This is a genomic window from Pseudomonas sp. ASL4 (assembly GCF_056680395.1).
In genome coordinates this window covers 3,085,035-3,102,184 of record NZ_CM155280.1, presented here as the reverse complement: position 1 = coordinate 3,102,184, position 17,150 = coordinate 3,085,035, and the positions used below count along the sequence as shown (strand labels likewise).

The following is a 17,150-nucleotide window of genomic DNA, read 5'->3' as shown; positions in this document are numbered from 1 at the left end:
ATTGGTTGAAGTGGATAAGACCAATGGGCCACCGAGTGCCCTGACGCTGCCTGGACCTGTGAACCGCTTCGCTCCCGCAAAAGTCGGTGACCGGCCCCTCCCCGGGCTCGATCGTTGGTCCGGGCAGCGGTAAAAATTCTTCTACATCAAGGAAAAACCGAACCCAGTGGCTACCCTGCCCGGCTCTATTTGCCTGCTTACGTTAGTAAGACGCAGCACCGGACCAAAACCGGAATGAGTTTATTTATCATTAACGCGAAATCTCAAAAAAAAGGCCGACGCTTTGGACATCGGCCTTTTTTCCGCGAATAACTTGAAAACGGTACAAATCCCCTGTGGGAGCGGGCTTACATCGCGAAAGCGGTGTGTCAGGCAACAATGATTTGTCTGACACTCCCTCTTCGCGAGCAAGCCCGCTCCCACAGGACTAAACGGGTGTCAGCCGTTTTGTGCAGCCTTGGCGTTTTGCAGTTGCCGGGCCTTTTCGGTGAGCAAGGCTTTTTCTTCGGGGCTCATGTTGTCCAGGCGTAACCGCGCCTGAGCGATTCTCTCCAGTTGACCGGGACTGCTTTCCCCGGCTCGCAACGCCGCCGCCAGACCCGCCACGGTCGGGTGATCAAACACCACGCCCGGCTGGATTTCGCACTGCAACAGCTTGCGAATCCCGGCCACCAGTTTGATCACCAGCAAGGAATGGCCACCGGCAGCGAAAAAGTCGCGGTCGATACCCAGCCGTTCAACGCCGAGCAATTGCGCCATGCGTGCAGCCAGCAATTGCTCAAGGGCATCGCGGGGTGCCATGCCCTCGTCGTCAGCCTTGGCTGCCGCGAGTTGCTGCAAGGCTTTGCGGTCGACTTTGCCGTTGGCCAGTCGCGGGAAGCTGTCGAGCCATTGCAGGTGCTGCGGCAGCATCACGCTGGGCAGGCGTAAGGCCAGTTCGTCGCGAATCTCGTCGAGCACAGTGGCCGAAGGTGTTTGATGCGGGACGATGAACGCCAGCATCCCCTCTTGACCCGGCAATACCAGTGCCTGAGCAACTTGAGGCAAACGCAGCAATTCAGCCTCGACCTCGGCCAGTTCGATGCGGAAACCGCGCACCTTGATTTGCTGATCCCGACGACCGTGCAGTTGAATCGCCAGATCCGGACGATAGCGGGCCAGGTCGCCGGTTCGGTACAGCCGCTCTTCAGGGTTGAACGGGCTCTGGATAAACACCTGAGAATCGGCTTCGACATTGACGTAGCCACGGCACACCTGCGCGCCACCGAGGTACAACTCGCCCAGCACGCCGACCGGCGCCAGTTGCAGGTTGTCGTCGAGGACAAACACCTGATTGTTGCCCAGCACCTGGCTCAGAACGGCGGCATCCGGCACCTCGGCATTCAGCGACAACGGATGAACCAGCACGCCCACCGTAGCCTCGGTCGGGCCGTAGTGGTTGAACACTCGGCAATCGCTGCGCAGGCGAGCGATGCGTTGTACCAGCGCCGGAGCAATCGGTTCGCCACCGAGAATCAACGTGCGCGGCAGTTGCGCGCGCTCGCTTTCGAGCAACGCAGCGAGGTGCGACGGGACGATCTTCAGGCAATCGATCGCCTGCTGTTGCACGAAGTCGGCAAACAAATTGCCGTCCTGCATCTGTTCATCGCTGGCCACGTGCAATGTCGCGCCGTTGAACAGTGCGCCAAACAACGCGGTGTTGCCCAAATCCGCCGCCACCGTGGAGGTGAAGCCGAACTGTTTGCACTGTTCCAGCGCCAACGCCTGGCTGACGTGGGCGGTGTAGTTGAGCAATTGGCGGTGCTCGATCACTACGCCTTTCGGCACACCGGTCGAACCGGAGGTGAACAGCACGTAGGCGGCGTCTCCACCCTGCGTAGCGAGTTCGATGGCCAACCCGGCAGCCGGGGCCGATTGCAGCACTCGCTCCACCGTCGCCAAGGGCAACGGATGATCGTGCCATTGAGCGATGTTCCGGGCGTCGACCAGCAGCAACGCGGCGCCGGCCTGTTCCAGCATCAACGCCTGACGTGCCTGCGGCCATTGCGCATCCAGCGGAAGATACGCCGCACCGATCCGCCAGGCTGCCAGCATGGCGACCACCAGGTCCGCGGAACGCGGCAAGGCCAGCGCGACAACCGCGCCTGCGGCCAGGCCTTGGGCTTTCAGTGCCTGGGCCAACGCCTCGACGTTCGCCTGCAACTGCCCGTAGCTCAGGCGTTGATCGCCGTCGGTCAGGGCGATGGCATCCGGCGTGGTCCGGGCCCAATCGGCGATCCGTTGCGGCAGGAACCGGCCATCGACCAATGCTTGCGCTGGCGGGTTGATTGCCAGCAGACGCTGCTGTTCTGCGGCACCCAGCAAGCTCAATTGGCCGAGTTCGGCGTGAGGATTGGCGACGATGTTTTCGAGCAAGACGCGCAACTGCGCCAGCAACCCTTCAATCGCCTGAACTGAGTAACGGGACGCTGCGTAGTGCAGATGGAACGCCTGCGGGTTGCCCGATTCGTCCGTTTCCAGTTCAAGCATCAGCTCAAACAGCGCTTCCCGCGCCAGCGGACGCGCAACCGGCGTCCATTGCAGATTCGCGGATGTCTCGACCTGCGTCGCCCGGCGGACGGCAAAACCGTAGGCCGGGCGAGCGGCCGCCGGAGCCAGTTCAGGCGACCAGTATTCCTGCCAGGTACGGTGTTCATCCAGACGCGCCGTCAGCTCAACCACCCACGAACTGAACGTGGCATTCGCCGGCAGCGAAAGGTTCAGCGGCAGGGTTTTCTCGAACACGCCCAAGGCGTCGCCGAAGTATTCGTAATCGTCGCGGCTGTCATGCCGCACGCCGACCAGCACCTGCTCGTGCCCGCTCAGTCGCCCAAGCAGCAACCACCAGGCGGCTTGCAGCACTACGCTCGGCGGTTGTTCCAGAGCACTGGCCAACCGCTGCAAACCGGGTTCGACGCAAACCGTCAGCGAGGCCGTGGCCGACGACGCAGGATTCGCGTTGCGATAAACCAGCCACGGCGTGCTCAGCTCAGCCTCAGCCCCTTGCAGATGTTGCTGCCAGTAGGCGCGAGCGCTGGCCGCGTCTTCGTCGAGCACCACTTCACTGCGCCATTCCAGGTACTGGGTGAATTCACCGGGCTCTTCATCGTCCGCCGTCGCCTGCAGCTCGTAGGCGCTCGGTAATTGCTGAAACAGCAACCGCACGGCGCTTTCGTCGAGGCTGTGCCGGGCCAGGCCCAACACCAGTTTCCAGCGCTCGTCGGCCAGGCGATAAAGCACCGCTTGCGCGCCCTCGGACTCAGCGATATCGAAAGAACGTTCCGCCCATTCGGTGAGTTGCGCCTGAATATCGGCCGGCGTTTCGACCCGAGTCTGCACGGTCAGCGGGAAGCGCTCGGCGCCCCCGACGAACTGTCGAAGGCCATGAAAACCCGCCGCCTTACCGAGTCGCGCCACCAGCATCGGCTGCTGCGCCAGCAAGGTATCGAGCGCCAGTTGCACCCGCTGCGGATCGAGGGCGCCGCTGATCTCGACCTCGAGAAAACGCAGCGCATCCGCGCAGGCCGGGGCCTTGGGCAGTTGTTCAATCAACAACTGCTGCTCGGGCGTCAAGGCGTAACCCAGGTCCTGCTGGTCCATCGATACCTCGTTCATGCTCCGGTTTCCTCGGTGTTCAGTGCGCGTTCAAGTGCACTGCGGTCGAACATGTCACCCATTGCCACGACAATCTTGCGTGGGCCTTCGAACGGATCACGGGCGTGGGCCACCAGCATGTTGTCCAGCAGGATGGCGTCGCCTTTTTGCCAGTCGAAGCGCACCGCGCATTCTTCGTACAAGTCGCCGATGCGTTGCATCACCTCGTCTTCGATCGGGGTGCCGTCGCCGTAAAACACATGGCGCGGCATGCGGTCCAGGCCAAACATCGACAGCAGGTCTTCGCGCACATCCGGCTCCAGCCAGTAGATGTGGTGCAGTTGCACTTGGTTGAAGAACGATTTGGCGCCGGTCACCGGGTGACGAATGATCGCCGGCCCTGGGGTGCGGGTTTGCAATTCGTTGTTGTCGAGCCAGCGCCATTCGATACCACCGGCGCGGCAACGGGCCTCGACTTCGGCGCGGTCTTTGGTCTTGAAGAAGTGCTGCCACGACACGTCGAGGTTGTCGGTGAAGGTGCGCACGTAGAGCAGGCCCTTTTCTTCGAACTTGTCACGCAGGTCCGCCGGCAGTTTTTCGTACATCAACCGGCAATCCACCACCGGCGTTGCCCCGCCGACCGGCGCGGCTTGCTCGCAATAGAACATCTGCTTGCGCGGCCAGCGGTCCTGATGGGAGCTCTCGTTGTGGAACAGGATCATCTTGCGTTCCGGGTACGGCGTGGAGCGGTAGGTGTTCTTGCCGCCCTCCTTCTTCGGCAGATCGCCGTACTGGCCGTAAAGTCCCGACTGGATCGCTTCGGCGAAGGCCTCGAAACCCTGAATGCCGTCGAGCTCGAAACCGCGGAATAGAATCCCGGCATGGGTCGCCAGTTTTGCTTCGATCAGCGGCCGGTTGTGGTTGATCCACTCGATCAAGTCCAAGTGCGGCTCGTTCGGTTCCAGCAGCAGCGGGAACGGCTGTGGCGCGGCGATCAACGACTCGCGCATCGGCGCTGGCCGGGCCTTGGCCGCCGAGGCCACACCGCGTTTGAGGAACTTGCCGAGTTTGTCGGCCTTCGGTCCGGGGACGGCAGGCTTGGTGGCCACCGCTAAATTGTCGACTGGCATGCTGATAGCTCCCAATTGAATGTCCTGATCAGCGACGATCTGTTCCAACAGGGCTATCCAGGCCTTGACCAGGTGCTGAATGCGCTCGTGTCCGAACACGCTTGTCGCGAATTGCCAATTACCCAGCAATTGCCCTTCTTCATCGTCAACGAACAACGCCATGTCGAATTTAGAATGGGTGTCCAGCGCCGGCAGCGATTCGACGCTCAAACCGCCCATGGCCTGGGTGCGTCCCGGCAGGTTGTTCATCACGAACAACACTTGCACCAACGGGTTCATACCCTTGTGGCGCGGCACGCCCGAGGCGTCGACGATCATGTCGAACGGCAGGTCCTGATGCTCCATGGCACTGAGCAAGGTTTCCTGGGTCTGGGCGAGGAATTTGGCGAACGGCGTGCCGGCATCAAACTGCGAACGTAGCGGCAAGACGTTTACGAAGAAGCCGATCAAGCGCTCCAGTTCCGGCTGCTCACGCCCGGCTACGTCGGCACCGACCAGCACATCCGCACCGCCACTGACCTGATGCAACAACACCTGGAATGACGCCAGCAGCGTGCTGTACAGCGTGACGCCGGCGTCCCTGGACAGTTGACGCAACGCAGCGCTCAGCGTCGTGTCGAGCTGGAATTGCACCGCATCGCCCTCATAGGACGGCGTCAGGCCTCGTGGCTTATCCAACGGCAACGACAACTGCCCGTTGTAGCCGGCCAATCGCGTTTTCCAGTACTCGGCCTGGCGTGCCAGAACCCCTTGTTGCTCCAGTTCCTGCTGCCAAATCGCGAAGTCGGAATACTGCACCTCCAGCGCTGGCAGCGGGGTCAAATCACCGACCTTGCTGCGGTCGTAAATCTGCACCAGTTCGTTGACCAAAACGCCCATCGACCAGCCGTCGGAAATGATGTGGTGCATGGCGTAAAGCATCACGTGCTCGGTCGGCCCCAGGTGCAGGATCCGGCCACGCAACAGCGGCGCGTGTTCCATATCAATCGGCGTCCGGGCGTTCTCCAGCGCCGCTTGCGCCACCCATTCTTCCTGGGCGCTGCGTGACAGGCCGGACAAATCGATCACCGGGAAATCCAGTTCGACCTGTTCGGCGATCATGGCAATCGGATCGCCTTCATCGTCCTGGGTATACGCGGTGCGCAGCACTTCGTGGCGGCGGACCACCTCGGCGAAGCTGCTGATCAAGCGCTCGACCGACAACTCACCGCGCAAACGCAGGGCCATCGGCATGCCATAAGCCGCCGTGCCGCCGGACAATTGCTCGGCGATCCACAAGCGCCGTTGCACCAGCGACAACGGTGCGCTGTGCCGCGTGCCGTGGGCCTTGAGCACCACGCCATGGCCGCCAGACGCCGCTGTGCCTTGCTGCTGCGTCATCCATGCCGCCAGGTCCTTGAGGCGCGGATGGCTGAACAGATCACGCAGGCTCAGGGTGCACGCCGTGAGTTTGCGCAGACGCGAAACCACTTGAGTCGCGAGCAGCGAATGCCCGCCCAATTCGAAGAAGTGATCGTCGCGGCCGACTTGATCCAGCTCCAGCACGTCCTGCCAGACCGCTGCAATTTGCTGTTCGAGTTCACCTTCAGGCGCGACAAAATCCAGCGCCGCGAGGCTAACATCGATGCTCGGCAAAGCCTTGCGATCGATCTTGCCGTTCGGGCTCAGCGGCAGGCGTTCGAGGAACATCACCTGGGTTGGCACCATGTAATCCGGCAGGCTCGCTTTCAGGCGCGCCTTGATGTCATCGCGCAGCGCCGCCAGTGTCGAGGCATCGGCGCGGGCTTGCGCCGGATCGTCGAACACCACGTAGGCGACCAATTGCTGACCGATGGCGCCCGGTTGCGCGACCACCAGGGCCTGACGCACCGCAGGAATCTGCAACAGATGGGTTTCGATCTCACCGAGTTCGATGCGGAAACCGCGAATCTTCACTTGATGATCCAGACGCCCGACGTACTCGATCACCCCGTCGGCGCGGTAGCGCGCCAGGTCGCCGGTGCGGTACACGCGGCCACCGCCCAGTGGATCGAACGGATCAGGAATGAAGCGCTCGGCGGTCAATTCCGGACGCTGGAAGTAACCGCGAGCCAGCAGCTCACCGCCAATCACCAGTTCACCGACCACCCCGACCGGCGCCGGTTGACCCTGGGTGTCGAGCACATGAATCGACCGGCCGCCCAACGCCTGGCCAATCGGCATGGTCACCGGCAACGCCCTGCGCCCCGACACGTAGTCGCTGCAATCGAGCACCGTGACGCTGACCGTGGTTTCGGTCGGGCCGTAGGTGTTGAGCAAACGCACATGAGCCAGGCCAGCCTTGCCCCACGCGGCGACGCCTTCCGGCGGCATGGCTTCGCCACCGACGATCACCTGGCGCAACACGCCGTAGTCGCGATTGCCAGCGGCAGCAAAGTCCTTGGCCAACATGTTCCAGTAGGCGGTGGTCAGGTCGCTGACGCTGAATTGCTTGTCGAGCAATTCGCGATACCACGTCTCGCTGTCCCAGATGTCCGGCCCGCGCAGCACCACCGAGGCACCGCAAATCAGCGCCGGGTAAAGCTGCTCGACAAAAGCATCGAAGTTGAACGTGGCAAATTGCAGCGAACGGTCCTGCGGTGTGAGACCGAGGAATTCCAGCGCAACCTGGGCGTGACGGGTCAGCGCCGAGTGGGTGATGCCGACGCCTTTCGGGCGCCCGGTGGAGCCCGAGGTGAACATCACATACGCAAGGTTCTGCGGGCCGCTGCGCTCGGGCAGGTTGTCGGTCTGAGTCGGGTAATCCAGCTGATCCAGGCTCAGGACAGTCACGCCCGCTGCTGTTGGCAATGCTGCCGCCAGATGGCTTTGGGTCAACAACACCCGCAGGCCACTGTCTTCGATCATCGCGCCGAGGCGCTCGGCCGGGTATTCCGGGTCCAGCGGCACGTAGGCGCCGCCAGCCTTGAGCACCGCCAGCAGGCTGATGATCATCTGCGTCGAACGCTCGACCGCGATGCCGACCAAGACCTCCGGGCCGACGCCGTGTTGCAACAGCACGCGAGCCAATTGGTTGGCCTGGGCATTGAGCTGCGCGTAGCTGAGGCGTTGCTCGTTGAAGATCAGCGCCAAGGCGTGCGGCGTGCGCTCGGCTTGCCGTTCAAACAAGCGCTGCACGCACACCTCATCCACCGGCAGCACCAGCGGCTCGCGAACCGCTTTTGCGACCAACGCCAGATCGCCGACGCAACTGGCGGCCGGTGCCTCGACCATTTGCAACAGCAGGTGCGCAAGATGCGCGGCCAGTTGTTCAATCGCAGCAAAATCGAACTGCTGACGGTCGTAACTCAGTTGCAGCGATAGCTCTTCACCCAGGTTGACCGCCAGGGTCAGCGGGTAGTTGGTCTGTTCGAAGTTGCCGACTTCACCGAAACGCAGCTCTTGGGTTGCGCCCTGTTGCAGGGCTTCGGAGATCGGGTAGTTCTCGAACACCAGGATGTTGTCGAACAGCGCTTCACCGCCCTGCCCGGCCCAACGCTGGATGTCGAACAGCGGCGTATGTTCCTGCTCGCGCAGTGCCAGGTTTTGCGCCTGCACTTGCTGCAACCACTGCGACAGCGGCTGCTCGGCACGCGGGCTGGCGATTACCGGCAAGGTGTTGATGAACAAACCGATCTGTTGCTCGACGCCCGCCAACTGCGCCGGACGCCCGGACACCGTGGCGCCGAAGCTGACCGTGTCGAGCCCGGTGTAGCGTTGCAACAGCAGCAGCCACGCGGCTTGCACCAGCGTGTTGAGGGTGACTTTCTGTTCCCGCGCAAACCCATTGAGCCCGGCGGTCTGCGCCAGATCCAGCTCAAGGAAGTGTTCGCCCTGAGTCGCGTTGCTTGCTTCGCTGCCGGTCCAGACCAGCGCTTTGGCCAGCCTTGTCGGTTCCTCAAAGGACGCCAATTGGCCTTTCCAGAAACCTTCGGTGACCTGCGCGTCCTGCTTCGCCAGCCACTCGATGTAGTCGCGATAACGCCCCGCCGTGTTCGCCGGCACCTCGCCGCTGTAGCGTTGCAGCACTTCGCCCAACAGCTGCGAGTTGCTCCAGCCGTCCATCAAAATGTGATGGCTGGTGTAGATCAGGTGATAACGCTCGGCGGCAATTTGCACCACGGTCAGGTTCAGCAACGGTGCGTTGGCAAGGTCAAAGCCCTGTTGGCGCTGGGTGGTCGCCAGTTCATTGAGCGCTTGGGCGACATCGCTGTGAGAGCGCCAATCGTGGAAAGTGAACGGCACGTTCAGTTGCTTGTGGATCACCTGCAACGGACGCTTGAATTCACCGTCCCAGACAAAACTGCTGCGCAGCACATCGTGGGCGTCCATCGCCGCTTGCCAGGCCTCGCGGAAGCGCTCGACATTGAGGCCTTCGATGTCCACGCACATCTGGTTGATGTAGTCGCCGCCCTGCTGCTCGTAGAGCGAATGGAACAGCATGCCTTGCTGCATCGGCGACAGCGGGTAGATGTCGGCAATCTGCTGCGGCGCCACCGGCACGCTGTCGAGTTGTACTTGAGTCAGGCCGGCCAGCGGGAAGTCCGACGGCGTCAGGCCCTGGACGCCCGGCGTCACGCAATGAGCGATCAGCGCTGCCAGTTCTTTGGCGTAATCCTCGGCCAGGCGTTCAATGGTCGCGGTGTCGAAACGTTCGCTGCTGAAGGTCCAGCCGATCGTCAGTTGACCGCCATAAACCTGGCCATTGAGGGAAAGCCAGTTGCCCATCGGTGCATCGGGGCTTTGGTCCAGGCCGGAGCTCTCTGACGCAGGAGCAAACAGCGCCGCGTCGTCCTTGTCGAAGCTACCGTCGAACTGGCCGAGGTAGTTGAAGGTGATCCGTGGGCTTGGCAAGACGCGCAACGATTGCTGCGCTTGCTCATCGCCCAGATAACGCAAGGCGCCGAAGCCGATGCCTTTGTGCGGGATCGAACGCAGTTGTTCCTTGACCTGTTTGATCGAGTCGCTCAGTGCATCGGCCGGAGTCAGCCGGACCGGGAACAGGCTGGTGAACCAACCGACGGTGCGGGTCAGGTCAACGCCGTCGAACAGCTCTTCGCGGCCATGGCCTTCGAGTTGAATCAGCGTCGAGGCCAGGCCGGTCCAACGGCCAATCACCCGCGCCAACGCGGTCAGCAACAGGTCGTTGACCTGAGTGCGATAGGCCGTCGGGGCTTCTTGCAGCAATTGCCGGGTCAGTTCCTGATTGAGCTGAGTGTGAACGTTGAGCGCCAGACGATTCTGCTGCCCGGCGTCCACGCGTTTGCACGGCAGATCGGTGCTGACATCGCTCAAACAGGCTTGCCAGTACGCCAGTTCCTGCTGCAACGCCGGGCTGTGGGCGTAACGCTGCAAGTGCTCGCTCCAGTCCTTGAAGGCACTGGTCTTGGCCGGCAGGCTCAGGGCTTTGCCGTCCTGCAACTGTTGATAAGTGTTTTGCAGGTCTTCCAGCAGAATCCGCCACGACACGCCATCCACCGCTAGGTGATGGATCACCAGCAGCAAGCGCTGACTGCCATCGTTCATCGTCGCCAGCACACCGCGCAGCAGCGGGCCGTCTTGCAGGTTCAGGCTGCGTTGGGCCTGATTGGCCAGGACTTCCAGTGCCTCGGCGTCGGCCACGTCGGTGGTCCAGAGCAGGCTGTTTTGCGCCAGGACATCGCGGTGATTGGCCTGCCAACCTTCCGAAGTTTCGGAAAAGGACAAACGCAATGCATCGTGATGCAGCACCAACGCCTGCAACGCCTGTTCAACCAGTGCCGGTTGCATCGGGCGGGCCGCTTTCAGCAGCACCGATTGGTTGTAGTGATGACGCTCGGGGATCGCATCGGTGAAGAACGCTTGCTGGATCGGCAACAACAGCGCCGGGCCTTGAACCGGGGTTTGGTCGATGATCAGCCCTTCGCCGCCGACTTGGGCCACGGTCGCCAATGCCTGGACGGTCTGGTGCTGGAACAGATCTTTCGGGCTGAATCGAATCCCGGCCTGCCGCGCGCGGCTGACCACCTGGATGGAGATGATCGAGTCGCCGCCCAGCTCGAAGAAGTTGTCGGTCAGGCCCACGCGCTCCAGTTTCAGCACGTCCTGCCAGATTGCGGCGATCTGTTGTTCCAGTTCGCTTTGCGGGGCGACGTAGTCTTGCTGCACTTGGCTTACGTCGGGTTGCGGCAGGGCCTTGCGGTCGAGTTTTCCGTTGGCGGTCAGTGGCCAATGGTCGAGGAACAGCAGGTGCGTTGGCACCATGTAATCCGGCAGGTCGGCCTTGAGTTGGGTCTTGAGGTTGTCGCGCAGGGTCGCTTCGTTGTCGGTGGTTTGATGCGTGATCACGTAGCCGACCAGTTGCTGGCCGCTCGGGCCTTCCTGGGCCAGCACCACGGCTTCGCGCACGGCATCCAACATATTCAGTCGTGCTTCGATTTCGCCGAGTTCGATGCGGAAACCACGGATTTTCACTTGGTGGTCGATACGGCCGACGTATTCGATCACGCCGTCGTTGCGGTACTGCGCCAGGTCGCCGGTGCGGTACAACCGCGCCCCGCTCTCGCCGAACGGATCGGGGATAAAGCGCAGCGCGGTCAGGTCGCCGCGATTGAGGTAACCGCGAGCCAGGCCGGCGCGGCCGACGTATAACTCGCCGATGCAGCCTTTCGGTACCGGGTTCAGGTCGCCGTCGAGCAAGTACCAGGACAGGTCGGTAATGGGCTCGCCGATTGGGCTGCTGGCTTCCAGTTCCAGATCGACCAGGGACAACGGACGGTAAGTCACGTGCACCGTGGTTTCGGTGATGCCGTACATGTTGATCAGTTGCGGGGCGTGATCGCCGAAACGCTCGAACCATGGGCGCAGGGATTTCACGTCCAGCGCTTCACCGCCGAACACCACGTAGCGCAATGCGTTGGCGCGTTGATCGGCGCAAGCGACGTGCATCAATTGCTTGAACGCCGACGGCGTCTGGTTCAACACCGTGACCCCGGCGTCGCACAGCAGCGCGTGGAAATCCTGCGGGGAACGGCTGACGTCGTGCGGCACGATCAGCAGTTCGCCGCCGTGCAGCAACGCACCGAAAATCTCCCACACGGAGAAGTCGAACGCGTAGGAATGGAACAGGCTCCAGACATCTGAAGGGCCAAACCCGAACCATGGTTCGGTGGCTTCGAACAGGCGCAGGATGTTGTGGTGCGGCAGCAACGTGCCTTTCGGTTTGCCGGTGGAACCGGAGGTGTAGATCACGTAGGCCAGGTTCGACGAGTGCATCGACACGTGCGGATCGCTGTCGGCGTAGGTGCTGACATCGGCCTCCAACATCAAGGCTTGCACGCCTTCCGGCACCGGTAGTTGGCTCAACAACGACGCTTGGGTCAGCAGCAATTGGATGCCGCTGTCCTCGATCATATAGGCCAGACGATCCTGCGGATAGGTCGGGTCCAGCGGCACATAAGCGCCGCCAGCCTTGAGGATCGCCAGCAGGCCGACCACCATTTCCAGACCACGCTCGGCGGCCAAACCGACCAGCACATCCGGACCAACGCCCTGCTCGATCAACTGATGAGCCAACCGGTTGGCACGGCTGTTGAGCTGCGCGTAAGTGAGGGTTTGCTGGTTGAACCGCACGGCAACTGCATCAGGACTACGGCGCGCCTGCTCGGCAATCAACTGATGCGCGCACGCCTCGTTCGGGAACGCCTGAGTCGACGGATTCCAGTCTTTGAGAATCGCCTGCTGCTCAGCCGAGTCGAGCAACGGCAATTCGCCGATGCGCTGTTGCGGGTTGGCGACGATGCCTTGCAGCAGGTTCAGCCAATGCGCAGCCATGCGCTGCACGGTAGAGGCGTCAAACAGGTCGGTGGCATAAGTCAGTGCAGCAGTGATTTCACCGTCGGCTTCCAGAGTGTCCAGCGTCAGATCGAACTGCGCGGTGTGGCTGTCCCAATCCTGCGTTTCGATGGTCAGTCCGGACAATGACGGCACAGCCTGACGCCCGGCGTTCTGGTGGTTGTACAACACCTGGAACAGCGGGCTATGACTCAAGTTACGCTCAGGGCGCAGCGCTTCGACCAGTTGTTCAAACGGCAGATCCTGGTGCGCCTCGGCGCCCAAGGCTGCGTGTTTGACCTCAGCCAGCAACTCGCTGAAGCGCTGCTGCGGATTGACCTCGGCCTTGAGCACCTGAGTGTTGACGAAGAAGCCAATCAACCCTTCAGTCTCGACCCGGTTACGGTTGGCAATCGGCACGCCAACGCGAATGTCCGACTGACCACTGTAGCGATGCAGCAAGGTCTGGAACGACGCCAGCAGCAGCATGAACAACGTGCCGCCTTCGCGTTGGGCCAGTTGCAGCAACTGTTTGCCCAGCGCCGACGGCAGGTCGATGGCCAGGCGTGCGCCGGCAAAACTTTGTTGAGCTGGACGTGGGCGGTCGGTCGGTAATTCGAGCAGCGGCTGGTCACCGCCGAGCACACCGGTCCAGTACGCCAGTTGCCGCTCGCGCTCGCCGGCCTCCATCCACTGACGCTGCCACACGGCGTAGTCGGCGTATTGAATGGGCAACGCCGCCAGCTCAACCTCACGACCCTCGCTGTAATCGGCATAACGCTGAATCAGTTCCTGCACCAGCAACTGCATCGACCAGCCATCGGAAACGATGTGGTGCTGAGTCAGCACCAGCACATGTTCGTCAGCGGCGATGCGCAGCAGGCCAACCCGCAGCAGTGGGCCATTTTTCAGGTCGAACGGCTGTTGCAGTTGCCGTTCAACGAACGCGCGGACCTGGGCGTTATTGTTGCCGGTCGCCTCGGGCAAAATCTCGGGCACCACGGTCGGCGCCAGATCCGCATGAATCACCTGGAACGCCCGATCATCGATCTGGACGAAGGTGGTGCGCAGGCTTTCATGGCGCTGCACCAGCGCGCTGAAACTGCGTTGCAGGGCTGCAAGGTCGAGGGCGCCGTGAATCCGCAGCGCCGCCGGAATGTGATACGCCGCGTTCAAAGGCTCCATCTGCCAGAGGAACCACTGGCGTTGCTGGGCGTACGACAAAGCCAACGGCTCATCGCGAGACACCCGCGCAATGGCGACTGGGCGGCTGACCTGGGTTTGCTCCAGCGCCGCAACGCAGGCCTTGAGGCTGGCGTTTTCGAACAACTGACGCAATTGCAGGTTCAGGCCGAGGGTCTGGCGAATGCGCGAGACCATTTGCGTGGCCAGCAGCGAATGGCCGCCGAGTTCGAAGAAGTTGTCGGTCAGGCCCACGCGTTCCAGTTTCAACACGTCTTGCCAGATCGTGGCGATCTGTTGTTCCAGTTCGCTGTGCGGGGCGACGTAGTCTTGCTGCACTTGGCTTGCGTCGGGTTGCGGCAGGGCTTTGCGGTCGAGCTTGCCGTTGGCGGTCAGCGGCCATTGGTCGAGGAACAGCAGGTGCGTTGGCACCATGTAATCCGGCAGGTCAGCTTTGAGTTGGGTCTTGAGGTTGTCGCGCAGATTGGCTTCGTTGTCGCTGGTTTGATGCGCGATTACGTAGCCGACCAGTTGCTGGCCGCTTGGGCCTTCCTGAGCCAGCACCACCGCTTCGCGCACGGCGTCCAACGCATTCAGTCGAGCTTCGATTTCGCCGAGTTCAATGCGGAAACCACGGATTTTTACCTGGTGGTCGATACGGCCGACGTATTCGATCACGCCGTCGTTGCGGTACTGCGCCAGGTCGCCGGTGCGGTACAAACGTGCGCCGCTGTCGCCGAATGGATCGGGGATAAAGCGCAGCGCGGTCAGGTCGCCGCGATTGAGGTAACCGCGAGCCAGGCCGGCGCGGCCGACGTATAACTCGCCGATGCAGCCTTTCGGTACCGGGTTCAGGTCGCCGTCGAGCAAGTACCAGGACAGGTCGGTAATGGGCTCGCCGATTGGGCTGCTGGCTTCCAGCTCCAGATCGACCAGGGACATCGGACGGTAAGTCACGTGCACCGTGGTTTCGGTGATGCCGTACATGTTGATCAGTTGCGGGGCGTGGTCGCCGAAACGCTCGAACCATGGGCACAGGGATTTCACGTCCAACGCTTCACCGCCGAACACCACGTAGCGCAGGGCGTTGGCGCGTTGATCGGCGCAGGCTACATGCATCAATTGCTTGAACGCCGACGGCGTCTGGTTCAACACCGTGACCCCGGCGTCGCACAGCAACGCGTGGAAATCCTGCGGAGAACGGCTGACGTCGTACGGCACGATCAGCAACTCGCCGCCGTGCAGCAACGCGCCGAAAATCTCCCACACGGAGAAGTCGAAAGCGTAGGAATGGAACAGGCTCCAGACGTCTTGCGGGCCGAACCCGAACCATGGCTCGGTGGCTTCGAACAGACGCAGGATGTTGTGGTGCGGCAGCAACGTGCCTTTCGGTTTACCGGTGGAACCGGAGGTGTAGATCACGTAAGCGAGGTTCGACGAGTGCATCGCCACGTGCGGATCGCTGTCGGCGTAACCGCTGACATCGGTCTCCAGCATCAACGCTTGAACACTCGACGGCACCGGCAGTTGGCTCAACAACGACGCCTGAGTCAGCAGCAGTTGAATACCGCTGTCCTCGATCATGTAGGCCAGTCGATCCTGCGGATAAGTCGGGTCCAGCGGCACATAGGCGCCGCCCGCCTTGAGGATCGCCAACAGGCCGACCACCATTTCCAGACCACGCTCGGCGGCCAGACCCACCAGCACATCCGGACCAACGCCCTGCTCGATCAACTGATGAGCCAACCGGTTGGCACGGCTGTTGAGCTGCGCGTAAGTGAGGGTTTGCTGGTTGAAACGCACGGCAATCGCATCAGGATGCAAACGTGCCTGCTCGGCAATCAGTTGATGCGCGCACGCCTCGTTCGGGAAGGCCTGAGTCGATGGATTCCAGTCCTTGAGGATCGCTTGCTGCTCAGCCGCATCCAGCAACGGCAATTCACCGATACGCTGTTGCGGGTTGGCGACGATGCCTTGCAGCAGGTTCAGCCAGTGGCCGGCCATACGCTGCACGGTGGTCGCATCGAACAAATCGGTAGCGTAAGTCAGCGTTGCCGTCAGTTCGCCGTCAGCTTCATGCGTGTCCAACGTCAAATCGAACTGCGCCGTATGCGAGCTCCAATCCAGGCTTTCAACCCGCAACCCCGGCAGTTGCAGCGCCTGCGCCGCGCCGCCGTTCTGGTGGTTGAACATCACCTGAAACAGTGGACTGTGGCTCAGGTGCCGCTCTGGAGCCAGGGCCTGCACCAGTTGCTCGAAAGGCAAATCCTGATGCGCCTGGGCGCCGAGCGAAGCCTGTTTGACCTGGGCCAGTAACTCGGTAAACGGCGTGGTTCCGTGAATCTGGGCGTCGAGCACCTGAGTGTTGACGAAGAAGCCGATCAAGCCTTCGGTTTCGGTGCGGTTGCGGTTGGCCACCGGCACGCCAACGCGAATGTCCGACTGGCCGCTGTAGCGATGCAGCAAAGCCTGGAACGAGGCGAGCAAGACCATAAACAGCGTCAGGCCTTCGCGTTGGGCCAGTTGCTTGAGCCGTTCGCTGAGGTCAGCGGGTACGCTCAGGTCCAACCGCGCACCGCGATGGCTCTGCACCGCCGGGCGCGCGCGATCAGTCGGCAATGGCAACACCGAACCGCCATCGCCCAGGCGACCGGTCCAGTAGGCCAGTTGCCGCGACAACTCGCCGGCCTCCATCCACTGGCGCTGCCAGATCGAATAGTCGGCGTACTGGATCGGCAGTGGCGTCAGGTTTGTCGCCTGACCGGAGGTGAAGCCGGCATACAGTTTGACCAGGTCACCGACCATGATCTGCGCCGACGCGCCATCGGAAATGATGTGGTGCTGGGTCAGCACCAACACGTGATCGTCCGGCGCCAGTTGCAGCAGTTTGATCCGCAGCAACGGCCCGCGCTGCAAATCAAAAAGTTGAGCGATTTCGGCGTCGATCAGCGCTTTGAGCGCACTGTCGTCCGGGGTTTCATCCAGCACCAGCGGCGTGATCGGCAGGCTCAGGCGCGCTTGCGCCACTTGCAACGGACCGTCCGTGCCTTCGACAAACACGGTGCGCAACACTTCATGGCGTTCCAGCAGCGCATCGAAACTGCGCTGCAAGGCCGGCAAATCAAGGGTGCCGTGCAAGCGCAAAGCAGTCGGCACATGGTACGCCGCGCTGTCCGGGTCCAGTTGCCAGAGAAACCATTGGCGCTCTTGGGCATAGGACAGGCCAATGGTTTCGAACTCGTCGCGCATCGGCGGAATCGGCAGCGCGGCGAAGCTCATGTTCTTGCTGTGCAGCTTTTGCAAAAAGGCCTGACGCTGGGCTAGCGGCAAACGGATAAAGCGCTGAACCAGGGCCAGGTTATCGAACTGTGTCAT

2 protein-coding genes are annotated in these 17,150 nt (G+C 61.9%); both read right to left on the bottom strand.

Annotated elements, in window-relative coordinates; translation table 11 throughout:
* Nucleotides 1-438: 438 nt before the first annotated feature.
* On the bottom strand, nucleotides 439-3,654 hold the full coding sequence (locus AC1MEW_RS13965) for a non-ribosomal peptide synthetase (protein ID WP_480426669.1): 3,216 nt from the start codon (nucleotides 3,652-3,654) through the stop codon (nucleotides 439-441).
* Nucleotides 3,651-17,150: a non-ribosomal peptide synthase/polyketide synthase gene (locus AC1MEW_RS13960; RefSeq protein WP_480426668.1), complete on the bottom strand. Its 13,500-nt coding sequence runs from the start codon at nucleotides 17,148-17,150 to the stop codon at nucleotides 3,651-3,653. Before AC1MEW_RS13960 ends, AC1MEW_RS13965 begins: the two co-directional genes overlap by 4 nt.